Source organism: Levilactobacillus enshiensis (assembly GCF_007115095.1).
GTDB classification, from domain to species: domain Bacteria; phylum Bacillota; class Bacilli; order Lactobacillales; family Lactobacillaceae; genus Levilactobacillus; species Levilactobacillus enshiensis.
This window is the reverse complement of the sequence record NZ_SULH01000005.1, coordinates 132,110-152,125: the sequence shown is the minus strand read 5'-3', so window position 1 is coordinate 152,125 and position 20,016 is coordinate 132,110. Positions and strand designations below refer to the sequence as shown.

General features: G+C 48.6%; 19 protein-coding genes and 1 pseudogene. 10 read left to right on the top strand and 10 right to left on the bottom strand.

All coding sequences use genetic code 11. The annotated features are described in order from the left end of the window. Positions 1-446 precede the first annotated feature (446 nt). From FAY32_RS06805 to FAY32_RS06775, 7 genes are all read right to left on the bottom strand, one after another. Positions 447-1,328 (bottom strand): RluA family pseudouridine synthase, encoded by an 882-nt coding sequence (locus FAY32_RS06805; RefSeq protein ID WP_143462701.1) that lies wholly within the window; start codon positions 1,326-1,328, stop codon positions 447-449. Positions 1,329-1,399: 71 nt separating this feature from the next. Further along, the gene (locus FAY32_RS06800) at positions 1,400-1,858 is read right to left on the bottom strand and encodes a universal stress protein (protein WP_143462700.1); all 459 of its coding nucleotides are present in this window, start codon (positions 1,856-1,858) and stop codon (positions 1,400-1,402) included. A 782-nt stretch (positions 1,859-2,640) separates the two neighbouring features. After that, positions 2,641-4,446: an oligopeptide ABC transporter substrate-binding protein gene (locus tag FAY32_RS06795; protein ID WP_143462699.1), complete on the bottom strand. Its 1,806-nt coding sequence runs from the start codon at positions 4,444-4,446 to the stop codon at positions 2,641-2,643. A 143-nt stretch (positions 4,447-4,589) separates the two neighbouring features. Then, a complete protein-coding gene (locus FAY32_RS06790; protein ID WP_143462698.1) occupies positions 4,590-5,540 on the bottom strand; it encodes an ABC transporter permease in 951 nt (316 codons plus the stop codon). 15 nt (positions 5,541-5,555) lie between these two features. After that, the gene (locus FAY32_RS06785) at positions 5,556-6,515 is read right to left on the bottom strand and encodes an ABC transporter permease (RefSeq protein WP_143462697.1); all 960 of its coding nucleotides are present in this window, start codon (positions 6,513-6,515) and stop codon (positions 5,556-5,558) included. Then, positions 6,515-7,489: an ATP-binding cassette domain-containing protein gene (locus tag FAY32_RS06780; RefSeq protein WP_143462696.1), complete on the bottom strand. Its 975-nt coding sequence runs from the start codon at positions 7,487-7,489 to the stop codon at positions 6,515-6,517. Before FAY32_RS06780 ends, FAY32_RS06785 begins: the two co-directional genes overlap by 1 nt. Next, positions 7,486-8,502, bottom strand: coding sequence for an ABC transporter ATP-binding protein (locus tag FAY32_RS06775; protein WP_191988155.1), 1,017 nt, complete (start codon positions 8,500-8,502; stop codon positions 7,486-7,488). The genes FAY32_RS06780 and FAY32_RS06775 overlap by 4 nt, the downstream gene beginning before the upstream one ends. Positions 8,503-8,935: 433 nt before the next feature. Between FAY32_RS06775 and FAY32_RS06770 the strand changes: the two genes are divergently transcribed. The 7 genes and pseudogenes from FAY32_RS06770 to FAY32_RS15065 all read left to right on the top strand — a co-directional run. Then, the gene (locus FAY32_RS06770) at positions 8,936-9,403 is read left to right on the top strand and encodes an Rrf2 family transcriptional regulator (protein ID WP_143462695.1); all 468 of its coding nucleotides are present in this window, start codon (positions 8,936-8,938) and stop codon (positions 9,401-9,403) included. 362 nt (positions 9,404-9,765) lie between these two features. Further along, entirely contained in the window at positions 9,766-10,779 is a 1,014-nt protein-coding gene (locus FAY32_RS06765) for a lipoate--protein ligase (protein ID WP_143462694.1), read from the top strand. A gap of 136 nt (positions 10,780-10,915) precedes the next feature. Then, positions 10,916-11,332, top strand: coding sequence for a hypothetical protein (locus FAY32_RS06760; RefSeq protein ID WP_143462693.1), 417 nt, complete (start codon positions 10,916-10,918; stop codon positions 11,330-11,332). Positions 11,333-11,349: 17 nt separating this feature from the next. Continuing rightward, positions 11,350-11,832 (top strand): hypothetical protein, encoded by a 483-nt coding sequence (locus tag FAY32_RS06755; protein WP_143462692.1) that lies wholly within the window; start codon positions 11,350-11,352, stop codon positions 11,830-11,832. Positions 11,833-12,247: 415 nt separating this feature from the next. Continuing rightward, complete coding sequence (locus tag FAY32_RS06750; protein WP_143462691.1) at positions 12,248-13,315, top strand: YdcF family protein; 1,068 nt, start codon at positions 12,248-12,250, stop codon at positions 13,313-13,315. 76 nt (positions 13,316-13,391) lie between these two features. Next, positions 13,392-13,652, top strand: coding sequence for a type II toxin-antitoxin system prevent-host-death family antitoxin (locus FAY32_RS06745; protein WP_143462690.1), 261 nt, complete (start codon positions 13,392-13,394; stop codon positions 13,650-13,652). Positions 13,653-13,759: 107 nt separating this feature from the next. Further along, a pseudogene (locus tag FAY32_RS15065) lies at positions 13,760-13,999 on the top strand (hypothetical protein); the annotation flags it as partial. A gap of 289 nt (positions 14,000-14,288) precedes the next feature. Here the strand turns inward: FAY32_RS15065 and FAY32_RS06735 are convergent. The 3 genes from FAY32_RS06735 to FAY32_RS06725 form a co-directional block, all read right to left on the bottom strand. Next, the gene (locus FAY32_RS06735) at positions 14,289-15,140 is read right to left on the bottom strand and encodes an SAM-dependent methyltransferase (protein ID WP_143462689.1); all 852 of its coding nucleotides are present in this window, start codon (positions 15,138-15,140) and stop codon (positions 14,289-14,291) included. 70 nt (positions 15,141-15,210) lie between these two features. Continuing rightward, on the bottom strand, positions 15,211-15,633 hold the full coding sequence (locus tag FAY32_RS06730) for a helix-turn-helix domain-containing protein (protein ID WP_048734070.1): 423 nt from the start codon (positions 15,631-15,633) through the stop codon (positions 15,211-15,213). A 100-nt stretch (positions 15,634-15,733) separates the two neighbouring features. Beyond that, positions 15,734-17,545, bottom strand: coding sequence for a M3 family oligoendopeptidase (locus FAY32_RS06725; protein ID WP_143462688.1), 1,812 nt, complete (start codon positions 17,543-17,545; stop codon positions 15,734-15,736). 189 nt (positions 17,546-17,734) lie between these two features. On the opposite strand from FAY32_RS06725, the gene FAY32_RS06720 reads away from it, so the two are divergent. The 3 genes from FAY32_RS06720 to FAY32_RS06710 all read left to right on the top strand — a co-directional run bounded on the left by FAY32_RS06720 (position 17,735) and on the right by FAY32_RS06710 (position 19,924). Beyond that, positions 17,735-18,679: an alpha/beta hydrolase gene (locus FAY32_RS06720; RefSeq protein ID WP_143462687.1), complete on the top strand. Its 945-nt coding sequence runs from the start codon at positions 17,735-17,737 to the stop codon at positions 18,677-18,679. Between the two features lie 64 nt (positions 18,680-18,743). After that, positions 18,744-19,043, top strand: coding sequence for a type II toxin-antitoxin system RelB/DinJ family antitoxin (locus tag FAY32_RS06715; RefSeq protein ID WP_143462686.1), 300 nt, complete (start codon positions 18,744-18,746; stop codon positions 19,041-19,043). Between the two features lie 188 nt (positions 19,044-19,231). Next, positions 19,232-19,924, top strand: coding sequence for a YoaK family protein (locus FAY32_RS06710; RefSeq protein ID WP_143462685.1), 693 nt, complete (start codon positions 19,232-19,234; stop codon positions 19,922-19,924). Positions 19,925-20,016: the final 92 nt, after the last annotated feature.

Sequence of the window (20,016 nt, the reverse complement as noted above, 5' to 3'; positions counted from 1 at the left end):
GGAACACGTTTCGGAGGCCGCCAGGATAGGGATTGAATGGCGAGAGCAAGTGTAACGCCCTAACACAATATTCAGTTTAAAAGCCGCCGGACAGAAGCAGACGTGCCCAGAACCTGTCCTGCATCCCACGCCACGCCATGCCATGCAAACACACAAAAACGTCAACCGACCCTCACCGGCTGACGTTTTTTTTAATGATTTAATGATAAATATTGATGGCACCCCAGATTAATAGGATGGCTAGTAGCACCAGCAGAACAATCAATGCCCATTTTTGTTGCCAACGCATCGAATCCCCCCTAGCCGTTAGATTCAAATCAAGTATAACAGCTATTAATGGTTAACATTGACAATCGTCTAAATCGTGGAAAAAATGACGATAATGCCAGGTTATGTTTCCGCCGTGGATTGGTGCTACAAGAAGTTAAACGGTGCAGGAATATCAGTTAGAAGCAGTCAAAATCAGCCGGTACGGGTGCCGTCACAGTCGTTTGCTTGGTAGACAAGGTGAATGGCTGGGGGAAGGTCAAACGCCAGCAGTGTAAACGTAAGCGTGTCTGCGTGGGTGGCCCATAAAGGGGGTCGCCAATCAGTGGATGACCCGCGGCCGCTAAGTGAACGCGGAGTTGATGCGTGCGCCCAGTTTCTAACCAAAGTTGAACCAGGGTGGCGCCAGGCTGGTGTTTGACAACGGTGTAGTGCGTGACCGCGGGTTGGGCGTGGTCACCATTGACCAGCCGTTTGCGCTTGTCTAGAGGATCGCGGCCAATTGGTGCATTGAAGATTCCACTACCCGTCAAAGTTCCGGCCACCCACGCGAGGTAGGTACGTTGCACCCGTTTCTCAGCAATGTTACGCACCATGATGGGGACAACGGCGGGAGTTTTAGTCATCATTAGCGCCCCGGTTGTTTCTTGGTCGAGCCGACTTAAAATGTAGGGACCGGGCTGGTCAGCGCCCAGGTAGGCGGCAACGTGATTCAACGTGGTTCCACGCTCGCCTGGTTGATTGGGATGGGTCTTGCTGCCACGGGTCTTATTGATGACTAGCAGATCGGCCGTTTCATAGAGGACGGCAACGGTGGCGGCACTATCGGGGTCAACGTCGGGGAAGGGCTCCTTAAAGTCGCTGGGAAGAAAGGTGAGCTGTACCGTTTCTCCCCCCGCAACGCGCTGATTCATTGAACGATAGGTCCCATTGACGAGGACCCGGCGATTTTGGCGAAGGTCGTGGACCAAGTGGCTGGGAAGTAGCCACGCCGTGAGTAGCTGACGGAGGGGCATCGCGACCTGATCAGCCGGTAATAATTGGGTGTAAGTCCAGTGCATGGGCGGGCCTCCTTTTTTAAGAAATATAAAATGACCCTCCGCATAGCAGAAGGTCATTTCTTCAGTTAAAGTTATTTGTGCGCTTCTTCAGGCTTAACAATCAGCACGTCGCAGATAGCGGAACGGCTGACATAGTTGGTAACGGAACCAACCATCAAACGTTCAACGGCCGTTAAACCAGTTGAGCCAATGACGATTAATTCTGACTTGTGGTCTGCAGGGAATTCCCGAGCGATAACGGGCTTCGGGTTCCCAAAACGAACGTGGATGCTGACATCGGGAACACCAGCATCGATGGCCTGTTGCTTTAAAGCATCGAGTCGGTCTTGGACGTCTTGAGAAAGCTTGTAGATGACGTCACCACTGACGGCACCACCATAGGTATCGCTGAATTGGTTCACTTCAAGCACGTTTAAAATATCTAAATGCGTGTTGTTGCGCTTTGCGACTTCAATTGCTTTTTCTAAGACTGGCTGGGTTGCCTTGGAACCGTCAACGGGAACCAGAATGTTCTTATATTGTTGTAACATATGGAATGCCACCCCTTCACGAGTCATGTTAAAACTTTACCTTTACTATATCATTTATTTTACGGTGTGTAAGCATTTAATTGTTGCCAATGGGGATGAAAATGGATGTAAAAGCCGTAGTTTCGGGAATTATAAAAAAATAAAAAATCCCACGAATTAAATAAATGGTGAACAAAGTGGACGGAAACAGGTGTAGTGCTTAAGGCTATTATCACAGGAATTGTAATTGGTCGCAATTAAATTGCTTGGTGAACGGGGTGCTGGCGAGTTGATTTTTTTGTTTGAAAACTAAAGCTTGAAAGTTCCAGAGTACCAGCTATGCCTGTTCTAGTAACAATGGAACTAAAATTAGGCAACGTAGTAGTTAAGTCACCTTACCGGCCGATAGATATTATGCACTCAGACGACATTGAGGCTAACGATAACCATTGCTATTGACTGGACCAAAACCTGGTCTACAGCTGTTTATCTGATAAAACACAGTCAGCGCCGGAGGAGGCCAGGGGTGGAGCCGGCCGTGAGGGTGATGTTAGCTGGTCAGCCAGCTTACATCACGGGCGACTTTGGAGACACGTGGTTTTCGTGGCTTCAAAGCGAGCGAGAAGACTGGTGGTCTTCCAGGCTGAAGCGTCCCCACAGCAGGCGGAACCCCTGGCAGCCGGCGTGCGCCAAATTTAGACTAGTTTAACCGGACGCATGCTAACCAGCACTGGCGGCGGAAACAATAAAAAACCATCGAATCAAAAGCGATTCGATGGTTTCATAAAATGCTGAACGTAGGCTTATTGTAGCTTAGATGAAGTCAAAGACATGTTGCTCCAGAATTCGGTGTTAGCTGGGCTGATATCGTAGCCCTTAACACGATGGTTAACTGGGGACCAACCGTAAGCAAAGTTGTCAGGGGCGTAGGCAGCCTGTTCGTTCATGTAGTTCTGCCATTCCTTGAAGACCTTGGTCCGGTACTTATCGTTCCAAGACTTGTTGCTGTTCATTTCTTTCATCAACTTGGTGTTCTTTGCGCTGACAAAGTGACCCATGTTGAAGGTAGCATCTTCACCGTACATTTGTGTAGGTGTTGGTTCGGATGAAACGCTCCATGCAGCGGAGTAAATATCAATCTTGTTTTGCTTTGGTGCTTGTAAGGTGGAGTAGAAGCTGTTCATTTCCATAGTCTTACCACCTGTGAATTGAACATTCAAGCCGACCTTGTGCCATTGTTGCAGGTAGTCTTGGTATTCAGCGGCGGAAGTTGAGTTCCCGGTCATAGCGCCGAAGTGGATGACTAACTTCTTGCCATTTGGATCGGAACGCCACTTGCTACCGTTACGCTTCTTGTAGCCAGCTTCGTCGAGTAACTTGTTAGCCTTCTTGATGTTCAACTTGTAGCCGGAAGCGGATGAATCCCAGTACTTCTGGAAGATTGGTGGGATCAAGGTGTTGGCGCGCCAAGTAATGCCGTTCCCGAACTTCTTGTAAACTTGGTCGAGGTTCAAAGCGTACATCATGGCTTGACGTAAGTTCTTGTTGGCCATCTTGCTGTTCTTATCCATGACGTTCTTGCCAGTCTTGGTATCGAAGTGCCCCAGGTTGAAGCCAAAGTAGCCGTAACTTAAGGCTGGTTGACCGGTCTTGGCGTAGCCCTTGACGTTCTTTAATTGCTTGTAGGACGTGCTTCCTAAACCAGAAGCGGTGATGTCATACTTCTTGGATTGGATAGCCTTGACGATGTTGTTAGAAGAAACAACGTTGATGCTGATGTGCTTGATTTGTGCTTTCTTACCGTAGTAGTACTTGTTTGGTGACCAAGTTGTGGATTCACCTTCAACGACTTTATCCAGCTTGTAAGGACCGATGAAGATAGGATCCTTCCGAATTTGTGCGGAGGAAGCTAACTTCGCGATTGGGACGTTCTTGATGTATTCGTAAGGTTCAACGGTGCCCCAGATGAAGGAGTTCCCGGAGAACTTCATGCTTGGGGATACCTGAGTCAAATGGATGACAACCTTGTTTCCTTTTTCACCATCGGGGTAAGTGATCCCAGAAATGGTCTTGGCCTTGCCAGCGTGGTAGGCAGCCATCCCTTTGATGGCGTTGAAATCAGAAGAATACTGTTGTGAAGTCGTGTTCTTGTTGGCAACGACTTCATAGGCGTATTCAATATCCTTAGCGGTAACGTCCATCCCGTTAGACCACTTAGCGTTGGACCGTAAAGTGATAGTAACGGTCTTAGCTTTCTTGTCGATACGTTGGTTAGCTAGCCCACCATCGACAATCTTGTAGTTTTTGTCGACGTTGAACAGGGAATTACCACCACCAGGTGCGAAGACGTCAGCATCTTCGGCGTTGGAGGCTAAGACGGGGTCAGAGATCCCTTGGAATGGTGAGTCATTGGCTTCTGCGACCTTTAATGTACTTTTTTCGTCGGCGGTCTTGTCGGTAGCTGAAGTGTTGTTATATGACGTGGAAAGCTTCAGTGAAGACCCATTACCAGTACCGCTCGACTTAGACGAGCTATTGCTTGAACATGCAGCGAGGCTGACAGTTGCGAGGACTGCCATCGCTGATAACACCAGTTTCTTCTTGTTCATGCTATGTTTCCCCCTTGCGTAAAATCCTCTAATAGATGTGCTGGCCAATTCTCCTCAGGATTAGTCGGCGAAACGGTAAAGCCATGGATACGGCTGGTGGCTGAGTGGGCACCATCTCCTTAAATGGAATAATTCCGCTAGTTTTAGTCGGCGGCACCTTGTCGTTGCGAAGCATCCGCAGCACGGCGAAGCACTTGACCGATATAACTAATTGATAAACAGAGAACGATGATTTCAAGAGCTGCGGGCAGCCAAGTCCACCAGTACAACGTGATGTTGGTGGGGTCATTGGCGTTCGCAATCATGGTCCCTAGTGAGGGCGTTTGCGTTGGTAGTCCAAATCCCAGGTAGGAAAGCCCGGTTTCAACCCCGATGTTTTCGGCGAAGGATAAGGTCGTGTCAATGATGATCAGTGAAGAAATGTTTGGCATGATGCCCTGAAAAATAATTTTCCAATTACTAGTACCGGATGTTTTTGAAGCGGCAACGTAGTCCTTTTGCGTTTCAGCTAAGGTCCGGGATCGAATCAACCGCGACGTTCCTTCCCAATAGAAGAGGGAGAAAATCAGGGTCAGTGAAACGGCATTGTAGTGCGGAATAATTGTGACTAGGACGATGATCATCATCAGCATTGGGAGCATCATCGTGAAGTCATAGACCCGTTGCATGCCCCAGTCGATGTAGCCGCCGAAGTAGCCGGAAATTAACCCCCAGCAGATCCCAACGGTGGATGAGATAACGGTCAGGCCGATGGCAATCCCGATGGAGTTACGTGAACCGACGATCAACTGTTTCGCAACTGAGCGCCCACCAGAATCGGCACCCAACCAAAAGTCAGTGGTGAAGGGTTTGTCGAAGTAGTCCATGATGTTGGTCTCCATCATCTTAGGTGTATTGATGAAGAGGGCACCGATCATCACGAAGGCGATAAAGCCAACGATGATGAATAGGGCGGCCATGGCTGGCTTGTCGGCCTTGAATTCATTCCAAATGATTTTGGCGGTCGATGGTGTGGCTTCCGCTTGGGCCTCTTGATTGAGGCGGGCTAAATCAGCCGCGGAAATATCCGAGTGTTTTTCAAAATTTTCTGCCATTCTGTTTAGCCTCCTTTATTCAATCCGAACCCGTGGATCGACGATGCTTAGGATAATGTCTGAAAGCAAAGTCCCCACTAAGTTCAAAATACCGTAAATCAGGACCAGTGCGGTAATTACGGTGTAATCCCGGTAACTGATTGAGTTCACAAATAGCAGTCCCATCCCAGGGTAAGAGAAGACGGTTTCGGTAAAGATGGAACCGTTTAATAACCCGGTGATGGAGTACCCAGCAAATGCTGCGATGGGGAGTAAGGAATTCCGGAAAATGTGATGCCGGTAAATATCCTTGCTAGGAACCCCTTTGGAGCGAGCAGTTCGGACGTAATCGGAATGCTTGGCGTCGATCACTTCAGAACGGAGGTATTGGACAATGTTGACGGTTCCGAACAGAGCCCCTAAGAGACTTGGCAGTAAGATGTGGTAGAAACGTGACCCCACGGTTTGTGCCCAAGTCTGAGCATCGGATGAGACTGAGCCAGTGGTTGGGAACCAACCTAAGACGTAACCGAAGATCCAGATGCCCAAGACTAAGATGACGAATACGGGAATACAGAAGGTCACGTAGGTGTAGAAGCGGATGATCGTGTCGGGTAGCTTACCTTCGTGGCGTCCAGCGTAAACCCCTAATGGCAAGGCGAAAGCGTAGGTTAGAATCATGGTAAAGAACGCTAACCACAGCGTATTGCCGGCGCGGCCTTCAATTAGCCGAGTAACGGGTTCTTGATATTGATAACTGTTACCGAGATTTCCGTGGAACAAGTGAACGACCCAGTTCCAGTATTGTTGGTACCAAGGGTCATTCAACCCGTTGATTTCCATTAAATGCTTGATTTGAGCAGGATCAGCTTTCGGGTTGATCGATCCGGTAAAGGGGTCCCCGGGCATCGCCTTGGCTAAGAGGAAGACCAAGACACTTAAGAGGATAACCTCGGGAATCATAATGAGTAGCCGTCGTAAAATCGTTTTCCACATTAGGCCTGCACCTCTCCTTCTTGGCTGGCAAGTTGTTTGGCGATGGTTTCAGGTAAGGCGACCGAATGGGTCGGGCTGACCTGAACGAGGGGATAAGCCATGCCGTTTTCGTCGTAGTATTTATCCTGTTGCTCTTCGTAAATTTTTTCGACGGCGAGACGAGAGGCACGGTGGGCAACGCGTTGGTTAACGTTGGTTTCTGGGATGGCAGCTAATAACCGCTTGGTATAGATATGTAACGGGTGGTTGTAGATGTCTTCTCGTGTTCCAATTTCAACTAACCGGCCCCGGTTCATGATGGCAATGTTGTTACACATGTGCCGCACGACCCCTAAGTCATGGGAGATAAACAGGTAAGAAATGCCAAATTCACGTTGAATCTTCTTCATGAAGTTCAACACTTGTGCTTGAACGGAAAGGTCCAAGGCAGAAACGGGTTCGTCGGCAATGATAAGCTTGGGGTTCGTCGCCACTGCGCGGGCAACCCCGATCCGTTGACGTTGGCCACCGGAGAATTGATGGGGATACTTGTAGAGTGCATCGGCGTCCAGACCAACAATGTTTAACAATTGAAGGACCCGGAGCTTTTCGTCGTCCTTGCTTAAGTGTTCGAAGTTTCGGAGCGGCTCCGCGATGATATCTTCAATTCGTTTCCGGGGATTGAGACTGGAAAGGGAATCTTGGAAGATCATCTGAACGTCACGGTTGTAGTCCAACTTACGCCGGTTATCACGCTTGGTGATATCTTTACCGTTATATAGGATAGACCCACTCGTCACTTTCTCGAGACCGACGACGGATTTGCCAGTCGTTGATTTACCAGAACCGGATTCCCCCACGAGACCATAAGTTTCACCGGCCTCAATGTTGAAGGTGATACCATCGACGGCTTTAACGGAGTCGGTAATCCGGTTCCAGAAGCCAGAGCGAATCGGGTAGTGGACTTTTAGATCTTTGATTTCAATTAAGCTCATACGGTCACGCTCCCCTTCTGCTCATCTGGAAATTGAAATGTTTTGTAGCAGGTACAACGAACTTCGTGACCCGGCGCAATCTCATGCATGACGGGATCTGCTTCGTGAGCACTCTCTGGAACCCAAGGAATCCGGGGGGCAAAGCGATCGCCAGTGCTAGGCATCTTTTGTAAGGAAGGAACGTTGCCCTTGATGACGTAGAGGTCATCGCCCTCGTTGTCTCGCTGGGGCATGGACCGCAACAAGGAACGCGTGTAGGGATGTTCGGGTGAATTGAAGACTTGTTCGGCAGTTCCCTGTTCAACGATTTGACCGGCGTACATCACGGCAACCCGGTCAGCCGTTTCAGCAACGACCCCCAAATCATGGGTGATGAGGATGATACCGGCGTGGTTTTCCTTTTGGATGGCCCGGAGCACATCCAAAATCTGTGCTTGGATGGTAACGTCCAGTGCCGTGGTCGGTTCATCGGCAATAATGAGGTCGGGCTTGCAGGCAATGGCGATGGCAATGACCACCCGTTGTCGCATCCCACCGGAAAGCTCATGGGGAAATTGGTGCGCGGTTCGTTGGGGATTGACGATGCCAACTTCGTCGAGTAATTCTAATGTCCGCTTGTGCTTTTCGGCTTTGGTCATCTGCGTATGGTAGTCCATGACTTCGCTAATTTGATCTTCAATGCGTTTCAATGGGTTCAATGCGGAGAGGGGGTCTTGGAAGATCATCCCAATTTTAGCGCCCCGAAATTCGTTGTACCCATCATCGTCAAGTTTCAGGAGGTCGGTGCCTTCAAAATCAATTTCGCCGGAGATCTTAGTCTCTGCCGGGTCATGCAAACCCATGATGGTAGTGGCTAACGTACTTTTACCACAACCTGATTCACCAACGATGGCGAGAATCTCGTCGTGTTGGACCTGGAGGTTAATGTGGGAGATGGCGTCATAGAACTGGCCGTCGATTTTGAAAGCCGTGCTGACGTCTTTAATGTTTAGAAAGTTTGATTCGGTTTCCACGGAAATCCCTCCCAATGTTCTAATATATCTCTCATTTTGATTTGAAGCCCGATGAATAACCATCTCTGAGTATTCACGAACGACTCAAACAATAATTGTGTTTGATTATAGTTAATCAAATTCTCATTTACAACCCCAAATTTAACATAATCAATCATAGAAAATTCATAAAAACCTCATAAACTTTGTTATATCAATCATCGCAGACATTTCAAAAAATGATAAAAAATTTAACTTGGAAGTCCATAGTTGGATAACTGGGTTGTCTAACTAATGATTTAGGGGCAAAAGCTATGCAAGTCTTGTAAAAATATACAGCTCCTTTCAATATGAGAAAGTCCTTAGGTTTTCATCCGGCCGCTACTATCTGACTAACGGAGTGTGGTATGATACCTATAATGACTACAGAATTCTTGAAAGCGATGGTTGGACGATGAGATTAGACTTTTCCGTTGCGGTTCATAGCTTGCTGTACTTGGACGAAAATCGTCCACGTAAGATTGCCAGCCGGGAACTCGCAACGTCCCTTCAACTGAATGCGGTAATGATCCGCAATATTCTCTCGGTGCTCCATAAACAGGGCTACATTGAGGGATCTGTCGGTAAAAATGGTGGTTATCAGCTCATCAAGGACCTCGCTGATATTAACGTTGGCGAACTCTATGACTTGACGATTCCACCGACCATTAGCTACGCGCGGTTCATTACGGGTGACTCTAAAGGAACTAGGGCGACTGACGATACCGACATTTCGGCCAACATTTCACAAACGTTGACAGATCTGTTCACCTTGGCTGATGAAGATTACCGCAAGTTTTACCACCAATTTACGATGACGGACTTAAAACATGACCTGCATCAGCACGGTTACTTTCGGCAACTTATTAACCCGGAAGACTGAGCTAAACGCTACCTTTTTATTAGTTAAGGGCCTATAATGAAGTCAGATAAAGGGATGGCGGTTACGGCCACCATTAAGCTTAAATGACCGCCTAGGATGAACCTAGACGGGGAAGGAAGCGAGACAAAACCTCGCTTCCTTTTTTTGCGCGTATTTTAGATGAGTGACCAAACGAACAAGGGTGAAATTGGCTGCTTTGAAATCGTTTTCAACCTATCTTATTACAAAATAAATTGGGAATTGGAAGTTAGCTCAACGCTAAATTGTAATCGCTAACAAAGCGTGCTATGATTTAAAGTAACCGAGAAACCTACAGTTCTGTAAGGCCTCGGGTTGGTTAATTTGAAAGGGGTTTTTGGGTTATGTATTGGTATGCGATGAAGTCACATGATATTCGCCACAATTTAGCAACTGAACAGTACTTAATGAACAACAAAAAGTTTGATGAACCATTGGTCTTGTTCTACTATGAAGGACCTTGCATTATTGTTGGTCGCAACCAAAATACATTGGAAGAGATCAACCAAAAGTACGTTGAAGAAAACAACATCACGGTCACCCGTCGGTTATCGGGTGGTGGTGCTGTCTACCAAGACCTCGGCAACCTTTGCTTTAGCTTCGTGGTTGATAGCGATAGTGAAGAATTCGGGGATTTCAAGTCCTTTGTCCAACCAATCGTGGACGCCTTACACGCTATGGGGGCAACGACGACCGAAGTTTCTGGCCGGAACGACATTTTAGTTGACGGCAAGAAGTTCTCCGGTAACGCGATGTACTCCCACAGTGGCAAGACGTTCTCCCATGGAACCTTGATGCTGGACGTGGACCAAGATGTGATTGCACATGCCCTGAACGTCCCTGAAGACAAGATGAAGTCCAAGGGTATCAAGTCTGTTCGGTCACGGGTGACTAATTTAAAGCCTTACTTGGCACCTGAATATCAAAATCTGACCGTGCCAGAATTCCGCGACACGTTGTTGAAAGAATTGTTCCACGTAGACAACTTAGACGCTATCAAGGATAAGGAAGTTACCATCGAAGATAGTGAAAAAGCCGCCATTGATAAAATTTACAATGACTACTACAGCAACTGGGACTGGGTCTACGGCAATTCACCAGAATTTACGGTGAAGAAGCGGCAACACTTTACGGCTGGGACCATCGATGCTCGGCTGTTAGTTGAAAATGGAAAGATCAAGAACATCAAGTTCTACGGTGACTTCTTCGGGCCAGCGGATGCAACTGAATTGGCTGACAAACTGGCCGGTGTTCGTTATGACCGGGAACATGTTGGCGAAGTTTTAAACAGTGTGAACACCCAACTGTACTTCAATGGCATCGACACCCAGGATGTTTTGAACCTGTTAGTTGATTAGTTTCCCGTTAGTTTTCGGGGATTAGCTGATTTTCAGTGGGGAATAAGTTAAAATAGAAGAGGAACTTGACTAAAAACGTGGTCAGTGTGACCGCGTTTTTTATTTTTAGGAAATTTATTGAGGAGTTTATTTTAAAATGAGAGATCGTAACGTGATTGCTTGGGCCATTGTGTCCATGTTCGGTTTTATTGCCATTAATTTTTTAATGTCCCGTCCCTTTATTCATAGTGCGAACGTCCAGATGACCATGACCGAATTTTGGCACACCACGCTGATTGCGGTCATCTTATACCTGATTCCAATCGTGATGGCGGCGTTGAATTGGAAGCCATCATTTTATTTCATGGGCTTGGTCATTGCCCTGTACACGTTGTCACCGATTAGTGTGTTGTTCAACATGTGGAGCGACAGTGGGGCCAGCATCATGATCAAACTCTTGATGTCCGCCTTCAGCATTGCTTTGATGTGGGGAAATGCCTACTGGTTGGTCCTGGCATTGCGGTTACGAAAGAAACAACAAGATCGAGCTGACCGGAAACGGTTCGGCCACTAGCAGAAGAGGTGTAAAGAATGAAACGAGAAATTCAAACGTTTATTGACGCGGTCGCAGCCGATGAAATTCAACATTTCACGGCAGACACCACTGAAAAGAAGTTTTTTGCCGATCCAGATGGCCTTATGGCACCATTGGCAGCCTTTGTTCGCCAGCAAATTGGGGCTGATCAACTGGCGCAGGCAGAATTAAAGTTAACCGATACTGACGTTTCCGTTCGTTTGGAATTGAGCGTCATCAATCTGCCATTGCAAGATACGAAGACCATTGGCAAAATCATGGAAACCGACGACACGGCTGAGTTGAACGTCTATGCGGTGATCGAAACGCCGGACATCAACGTGTCGGGTCTCCGAATCGATGCGCTGGCACCCGCAACGACCTATGTGGATCAAGCTGCGGTGGCGGATGCGAGTCTCCACGACTGGCTCAACCTGCAGATTGAAAAATTGCAGGCAGCAGCAACCAATAAAGAAGAAACGGATGTTAAGAAGAAATAACCTTGTTTCACCGGCCAGCGTGTGGTAGTATTGTTCCTATGCGATGAGTCGAGAAATCACGCAAACCTTGCTTGCAAGGTTTGTCCGCGCAAGCGGCTAGGTGAATTTGTCAGCAGGGCACATATGTCACCGTATTGTGACGTGTCTGACTTTGAGGGAATGTGGATTCCGAGATAAGTCCATTCGGTAAAACGAATGCTGTGGTAAAAACGTCCAATCAGCTTAGGCTGGTCGGGCGTTTTTTTTGCGCAAATTAGCCACAACTTTTGGGGCTTCAACAATTGTCCACTGGAGTATCTGTGCTATTCTTGAATTATCAAGAAAATTTGGGTATTCACGCTGATTGAACTAACCGCTATGGCCATTTGGACGTGGCGGGATAGTGATAAATTGTTTTAGGGGAGTTTGAAGTGTAATGCAAAATGAACTTTTTAATATTCCACCGGTCTACTATTTGGGATGGTTGATCCCACTATTCTTTGGCATCGTGTTTAGCATTAGCTATGGGATCGAGAAACGGCGGCTGGGCAATGGGATTTGGTTTTCGCTATTTTTCTATTCGTTTTTAACGGTGTTAGCCATGACGATTTTGGGAACCAACAATAAGTGGCTGATCGTGATCAGTATTGCGTTGTTCGTCATCTTGTTGATGCTGATTGGGGTGGCGTTTGCGCTCCAAGCCTTCTTGCTGTTGTGGAATGCATGGATCGTTTGGAAACGGGAAAGCCACACGCTAGCCAACATGCTGACCCTGTTTTTAGGAATTGCGATTTTAATCGCACCGTTTGTGACGCGGCTGACGACCCTGTATTTGCCCGTGCCAGTGGCAAGTGTGTTGAACCTCTTTCCAGCGATGGTCATTTTTTATGTGTTTTTCTGGTTCTACAATTACCTGACCATGCTGTTCATTTATCAATTTAATCATCCCCGCTACAAGCAGGATTATTTAATCGTGTTAGGGGCGGGTCTGCTAAATGGTGACGAGGTCTCACCACTGCTGGGTCAGCGAATCGACAGAGCGCTACGGTTTTATCACAAGCAGGTGAAAAAGACTGGTCGGGCGCCCGTCATCATCTTTTCGGGTGGCCAGGGCGGCGACGAAACGGTGCCAGAAGGGGTGGCCATGCGCCAATATGCATTGAACCGCGGTTTACCGGCGGCCGATGCGATTGCTGAGGACCGCTCGAAAACGACGTATGAAAACATGGTTTTTTCCAAACAGATTATCGACGACCGCGGTGCCGTTAAACCGCGTGTTACCTTTGTGACCAACGGCTACCATACCTTTCGGGCGGGGATGATTGCGCGCAAGGCCGGTTTGAATGCTAACGGTATCGGTGCGCACACGGCAAAATTTTTCCTCCCCAACGCGATTTTGCGGGAATATATCGCCATCTTCGTGGGCAACAAACGCTGGCACGCGGTGGCTATCGTGTTGATGCTGCTGTTAACGTTGGTGCTGACTTGGGCAGAGTATCATTAGGATATTTATACTGCAAATTTGCTGCAAGTTTACAGCAAAGTAGATATGCTTTGAGTTAAAGGGCGTGATAATTTTGATGGAACCATCTGAAAATGAACAGAGAATCAAGCCAATTTCTGAATTACGAGCCTATAGTGAACTTCTAGATACAGTGAAGCCTAATGAACCAGTTATTTTAACTAAAAATGGTTATGGTAAATATGCGGTAATTGATATTGCAGATTTTAAGAAATATCAGGAGTTACTATTTGCTTCAAAAATGATGCAGGTTGCCGATGAGGCACGGGAAGGGAAAAAATATTCCTGGAGTGACATCAAAAGAGAATTGCAGAATTAATGAGATATCAACTCATTTTATATGAAAACGCAAGACAAGACCTGTTGGCATTGAAAGCGTATCTGATGGAAACATTTGATACTACAACTTAAGCACGTGTTCTAAATGAGATTTCGAACATACTTGAGAAGCTACAAGACTATCCTAATATGGGAATACCTGTTGATAGGTTAGTTTCTACTGGTATCTATCTTGAAGGTTATTATGTATTAAAAACAGCAAAAAATATTATTCTGTATGATATGGATAGGTCAAAACATGAAATCGATATCCTTAGAATGTATAGTAATCGGCAAAATTTTATGGCTGAGATTCAGCATTATCTTGAATTTCTTCATCAAAAATAAAAAGATAGACTGATCTTATTGGAAATGTTGATTTTTGACTGCAATGTGCAAATGAAAAATACCGACCAGCCCCCAATCCGGCTAGTCGGTATTTTTGCAGTCATTCATCATGATGAGCCTGATAACTGGCGAACGCAGCGTAACCCAGTGCCGCAATCAGCAAGATACTCAGACCGTAAAATAAAATATTTCCCAGAATCATGGTCGATTCCTCCCCGTCTCTTGATATGCCTCTAATAGCATATCAAAAGGGGAATTTGAGGTAAACCGTTCTGGTCAAATTGTAATGTTACTTGACTAAGTAGGCGTGATCTTTTACCAGGTCGAATGGGGTGAAGTGGCGGTTCAATTGGCGAGTCGCCGGATTTTCGACCAATTCAGCATGCGACCAGAAGGCGGCCGAATCCGTTGCACCGTCCTTTTCGCCAATGACCACGAAGTCGACGTCGGCTGAGGATTCGCGAATCGCTTGGAGCAGTTCCCAATCCACGGGGAGCCCGTCTGGTGACCACGACATGACGACCACGCCAACTTTATCTTGATACTTCTGGAAAGCGTCCACGGCGGTCAACGGTTCAATCGTCGTCAACGCGTGCCGGCCGGTCTCATTTTCCGTCGTCCAGGTCTGACTGTCCGTGGCGTAGACGGTCTTGTGCGCGTCCCGCAGGCCCTTTGAAATGTAGCCGTTGCCCGCCATGACTTCCAGCACGGCGCGGTCGCCCACGAACTTTGCCAAGTCAGCCACGAACGGTGCGGACGTGTAAGCCCACATGCCATAGTGGTTTTCCAAATAATCCCGGAAGGAGCGCAAGTCGTGGTCCAGCTGGGGCAGGGTCGAGGTTAACTCATTCCAGAGTTGGTCACCCTTGGCATCGCCGGTCGGGTACTGGCCCTCCAGCTTTCGGAAGATTTGGTCCTGAATATCGTCCGGCAACTGTAGGAGAGGCAACTGTTGCGGCAAGTCGCCGGCGGCCAACATTTTGTCTGCCAACAGGATATTGCTGATTAAAATTTTGGCCGCGGGAAAGTCATTAAATTGCTGGTAATAGGCGGCCATTCGGTCCATGTAAGCCGTCTTGCGTTGGCTCATCGGGAGGTGGCGGACTTTTTTCTTAAGCTGTTTCAATTTTTTCGGATTCACGGGAAACGTCCTTTCAAAATTAAATTAAAAGCCGACCGATTAGCGTTTCCGCCGACCAGCCGACTCACGGTTAATGGTTATCGTCTAAATGCAGATCTAATTCTTCCTGCTGGTTTGGTTCAGCACTGGTGTAGCGGTTCTCCTTGCCATGCAGGTAGCCATCGATCAACTGGTAAATTTCGTAGCGATCCCGGCCACTCAACAACTCGCGGTTGAAGCTGAGTTGCTTGCCAGAGAGGAAGAGGCGACCTAAGTCGTACTCATCACGTTCTGCCTTACCGGTTAAGTAGTCCATGGTCACATCGAAATATTCGGCTAACTTGCGCACCTCAAGGAATGACGGTGTCCGGATACCTCGTTCCCAATTGCCAATTTGTGACGCTGTGTTGGGGTGGTCATCCGGCCCCACGGAATGTTCGTTTAAGCCGGTTGCCAATTGTTCTAGTGTAATGTGTTGGCCGCGTCGTAAGGCCCGAAGTCGTTCAGAAAACATACCAATCACCCTTTTCATCCCATATTATTATCTTCATTATACCACTCTACGTTACTTTTAAATGAAAGATAACTGGGTCAGGTAATGGGCGATGATCCGCTTACTTCTTGACCAATGGATCAGTTAACCGCATGAATTCAGCCACATCGCGTTTGATGAGTTTGACACCGGCTAGCCAAAAGTCGGGTTGCGTCAGGTCGACGCCCAAGTGCTTCTGCGCCAGATCTTCGGTCGACATGTTGGCCGTGTCCCGCAGTAGCGCAATGTAGGCGTCTTCGAAGTTGCCTTCCTGTTGGGCCTTAGCGTAGATGCCGAGACTGAACAGGTAGCCAAAGACGTATGGGAAGTTGTAGAAGGCCGGTTCGTCAATGTAGAAATGTAGCTTGCTAGCCCACAGGTGTGGCGAGTAGGTCGACAGGTCGTGGCCGAACGCTTCCTTTTGTGCATTGAGCATTAGCTCGTTGAGTTCAGCCGGGGTGACCAACTTTTGTTGCCGTAACTGGTAGAAATGTGTCTCAAATAGAAAACGAGCCCGGATATTCAAGAACATCGCCAGGGGATTATCCATTTTAGCGTTTAACAATGTGATCTTTTCCGCGTCGTTCTTAGCAGCCTTCACGTTGGCGTCGGCCACGATGAGTTCACCAAACGTCGACGCCGTTTCCGCCACGTTCATGGCGTAGCCTTGCCGCAACAGGGGCAGGTCGCTCATCACACTGGAGTGAAAGGCGTGACCCAGTTCGTGAGCCAACGTCGAGACATCGTTCGGGGAGCCCGTAAAGGTCATAAAGATTCGCGATTCGTTGGTTTCGGGGGCACTTTCCATCCAGCCACCGGGAGCTTTACCCGCGCGGTCTTCGGCTTCGATCCACCGGTGTTCGAAGGCGTGCTTGGCCAATGCCGCCATTTTTGGTGAAAATTCGCCGTAGTGCTGGATGATGAATTCGGCGGCTTCATCGAATGTGAAGTGGTGCAGGTGACTCCCAGGTAGGTTCAGTGGGGCTTCCACGTCTTGCCAGCCCGCGTGCTTCTTGCCCAGCAAAGCCGCCTTGCGGTCCAGGTAGTCGAGTAAGAACTGCTTATTGTCATCGACGACTTGCCAGATCGTCTTTAGGGTTTGCGCGCTTAAGCGGTTGTCTTTTAAAGGTTCGCGCAGAAAATCAGTTGTCCCATGAGCGGCATATTCGGTCAACCGGAAGCCGGCCAAATGGTTCAACGTATCGGCAAAAAGCTGTTCCTTGTCCGCCCACGCCTGCTCCCAAGCGGGTAAGAGGTCGGCACGGTATTGGGGATCGGCGTTTCCTAGCAAGTTGTTGTCGGCTTGCCCAGCAGACAGGGTGACCGGCTTGCCGTCAGCGTCCTTGAACGGCACACTGACCGTTGCAACCAGTGAATCGTAATGGGAACTCCACGCAGCCTTACCGTCCATGTTGAGGCGGTTGATCAAGGCCTCCGTCTTGTCGTCGAGCAATTCCTTCCCGGCGTCGCGCATTTCGGTTAAATTAAAGGCAATGGGCTGGAGCTCTGGCCGGGCCAGCATAGCCGTAAAGTTGGCGTCTGGCACCTGAACCAAGACTTTTTTCAGTTTGCCACTGACGTTTTCGGCCTGCGTTTCCAGATCGAGTAATTGCGCTTCCTTAGGCGCCACGTCGGGGTTTTGAATGTCAGCGTCACCCACAGCCATGATGAAAATACCTGCTTGACCCAGTCCGGCGTCAATGGCCTGTAACTGGTCAATGAGCTTGACGAATTGTTGGTAGGCTGGCGCGTCACTGGCGGCATCCCAGCGGTCCAGGAGGTCACCAAGCGTGGCGATGGCACTCTTGATCTGAGCAAGTTTCGTTTTGAGTTGCGATGAGTTAATGCCCCCCGCAAATAGAGAATCGAGGTCCCAATTTAAAGAATATTTCACAGAAATTGCCTCCTAGGTAACTATTTTTCTGGACCGGCTTGCGGCTGATCCAGAGCTGACTTGGCTTGCAAGCCGCGCCACCGTAATTGGGTACATTATAGCAAACTTCGTAACGATTGCGCTGGCCTAAAGAACTCCGTATACTTACCAATAAGAGAAATTTGAGAGATGATTAGGGGGAAAAGTAAGATGAAAAAACGATTGAAGTGGTGGCTGATCAGCCTCGGCGTCGTCATTATTCTGGTGGCGGGGGGCCTCGTGGGCGCGAGTCTGTACTTCTACAACATGACGGTGGCGAGTGGTAAGAAGAGCTTCGTGGCCACGGATACCCGGTTGAAGAAGTCCGATCCGATGTACACCCAGAAGAAGTGGTACCGCGATGTTGCCAAGCAACACTGGACGGAAAAGGCGGCCGGCGCTGATTTGAAATTAATTGCGGACTACATTCCGGCGGCACAGGCCAGCAAAAAGACGGTCGTCCTGGTTCACGGCTTTGGGTCCAACAAGGAAGCCATGGGCGGGTACGTCGCGATGTTCCACGACCTCGGCTACAATACACTGATTCCGGACACCCGTGGTCAGGGCCAGAGTCAAGGCAAGGTCATCAGTTACGGCCATTATGAGAGCAAGGATTATTTGAAATGGGTCGACCAGGTCATTGCCAAACAGGGTCAGGATGCCCAAGTCGTCCTGTTCGGGGTATCCATGGGGGGTGCCACGACCATGATGACTAGCGGCCTGAAGACGCCTAGCCAGTTGAAAGCCTACATTGAAGACTGTGGCTACACGAATGCGGACGCTGAGATCGCCTATCAGGCTAAGGAGATGTACAACTTGCCTTACTGGCCACTGGTCCCACTGACAAGTCTGACGACCAAGCTCAAGGCCGGCTTCTACTTCAAGGATGCCAACGCCACGGCTGCGGTCAAGAAGAACCATAAGCCGATGCTGTTCATCCACGGCGGTGCGGACAAATTCGTGCCGACGAAGATGGTCTATGACGTCTACCGTGCGGATGCCGGTCCTAAGGAACTACTCGTTGTCCCCGGGGCCAAGCACGCTGCTGCCCTGTCACACAACCCCAAGTTGTACGAAAAGACGGTGAAGACCTACTTGGCGAAGTACATTAAGTAGGCTTACTAGAGAGATGTTTAAATGGTGTTAGAATGTCGCTGATAAGTCAATAAGGAGAGATATTATGAGTAATTCAAGTTCTAAGGATAAGGATCGGTTAACGATTCGTATTGATCATGATCGTAAGCAACGGGCAACAGTACTTGCTGAAGCGATGGGAACAGACTTACCTAATCTGGTGAACATGTTTTTGGCTCAGCTGATTAACGACAACGGCATGCCATTTAGGCCGACGAGTGGTCATTCCATGCCGGAACTTGATGAAGTACTAGCTGATTTTAAGGCCGGGCGAGTCAATGTTTTAACTAATGTTGATGACTTGTTGGCATATAGTCGTCAGTTGAAGGGGACTTCTGATGATTAACCGGTATAAAACTGTGGCACGCTTTGATCGTTCAATCAAAAATTTGGTTAAGGAACATGATGATATGGTCGGCTGTTATCTGTATCGCTAAGCAATCGTTCTGTTCACCGCGATAGTTGATTTTTTGGGATGATGGTCAATCTTTTTTGGAAAAGTAGCTACCGCTAGTCAAAAGAAGGGGTGAGCGCATGGGACCAGTGATTGAACGACAATTTCGGCCCGTGACCGAAACGATTCTGACGCTGGGGGCAACCCTGGTCATGGGGATGATCGACGCCGACACATTTCTGAATCACGGCGCCGTCTTCGTGAGCGCTCAGACCGGAAACCTTGTCGTGTTCGTGGTCAAATTGGTCGAACATGGCTGGGGCGATGCCTGGGTCAACGTGCCGGTCTGGATCGGTTACTTTCTGGGGTGCTTTGGCGCGCAGGGATTAAGTGAACATATCGGTCGGGGCAATCACCGGCGGCAAATGCGCTGGCTGATGCTGCTGGACGTGCTGGCCTACACCGTTTTGGCGAGCCTGCAGACGACCTTACCGACTATCTGGCTGGTCTTTTTCCTCGGGGTCGTGGCCGGTTACGAGCTGACAATTTTTCGGCAGGTCGGTGGGATCGGCATCAACAACGGTATCATGACGGGAAATACCAAGAACTTGGCGACCGACACCTATCGCGCCTGGATCGATGGTGACCGGGTCGCGCGGTTGCGGCAAGGCAAGTTGGCGCTGGTCTTGATCACCTTCATTTTGGGCTGTGCCGTGGGCGCGCGCCTAGCCATGTTGACGGCGCTGGGGGTTCTGTGGATTGCCACTGGTTTAAAATTGATTCTCCTCTGCTGGCTATTTCTGCCAGTTGCGATGGAAAAACCGCGCGGATGATTGGTTGGGTTGTGGCCGTAAATAGCGTATAATTAACTAGAATCGGGTGAAGACTGGACCGACGTTTCGAAACAGACGGCTTCAGGCTACCG

Excerpts from the sequence above, each read along its gene's own strand:
- FAY32_RS06715 (WP_143462686.1), top strand. The coding sequence starts at position 18,744 with ATGAGTAATTCAAGTTCTAAGGATAAGGATCGGTTAACGATTCGTATT.
- FAY32_RS06770 (WP_143462695.1), top strand. The coding sequence starts at position 8,936 with ATGAGATTAGACTTTTCCGTTGCGGTTCATAGCTTGCTGTACTTGGAC.
- FAY32_RS06805 (WP_143462701.1), bottom strand. The coding sequence starts at position 1,328 with ATGCACTGGACTTACACCCAATTATTACCGGCTGATCAGGTCGCGATG.
- FAY32_RS06755 (WP_143462692.1), top strand. The coding sequence starts at position 11,350 with ATGAAACGAGAAATTCAAACGTTTATTGACGCGGTCGCAGCCGATGAA.
- FAY32_RS06745 (WP_143462690.1), top strand. The coding sequence starts at position 13,392 with ATGGAACCATCTGAAAATGAACAGAGAATCAAGCCAATTTCTGAATTA.
- FAY32_RS06790 (WP_143462698.1), bottom strand. The coding sequence starts at position 5,540 with ATGGCAGAAAATTTTGAAAAACACTCGGATATTTCCGCGGCTGATTTA.
- FAY32_RS06800 (WP_143462700.1), bottom strand. The coding sequence starts at position 1,858 with ATGTTACAACAATATAAGAACATTCTGGTTCCCGTTGACGGTTCCAAG.
- FAY32_RS06765 (WP_143462694.1), top strand. The coding sequence starts at position 9,766 with ATGTATTGGTATGCGATGAAGTCACATGATATTCGCCACAATTTAGCA.
- FAY32_RS06720 (WP_143462687.1), top strand. The coding sequence starts at position 17,735 with ATGAAAAAACGATTGAAGTGGTGGCTGATCAGCCTCGGCGTCGTCATT.
- FAY32_RS06795 (WP_143462699.1), bottom strand. The coding sequence starts at position 4,446 with ATGAACAAGAAGAAACTGGTGTTATCAGCGATGGCAGTCCTCGCAACT.
- FAY32_RS06750 (WP_143462691.1), top strand. The coding sequence starts at position 12,248 with ATGCAAAATGAACTTTTTAATATTCCACCGGTCTACTATTTGGGATGG.
- FAY32_RS06780 (WP_143462696.1), bottom strand. The coding sequence starts at position 7,489 with ATGAGCTTAATTGAAATCAAAGATCTAAAAGTCCACTACCCGATTCGC.
- FAY32_RS06710 (WP_143462685.1), top strand. The coding sequence starts at position 19,232 with ATGGGACCAGTGATTGAACGACAATTTCGGCCCGTGACCGAAACGATT.
- FAY32_RS06730 (WP_048734070.1), bottom strand. The coding sequence starts at position 15,633 with ATGTTTTCTGAACGACTTCGGGCCTTACGACGCGGCCAACACATTACA.
- FAY32_RS06760 (WP_143462693.1), top strand. The coding sequence starts at position 10,916 with ATGAGAGATCGTAACGTGATTGCTTGGGCCATTGTGTCCATGTTCGGT.
- FAY32_RS06785 (WP_143462697.1), bottom strand. The coding sequence starts at position 6,515 with ATGTGGAAAACGATTTTACGACGGCTACTCATTATGATTCCCGAGGTT.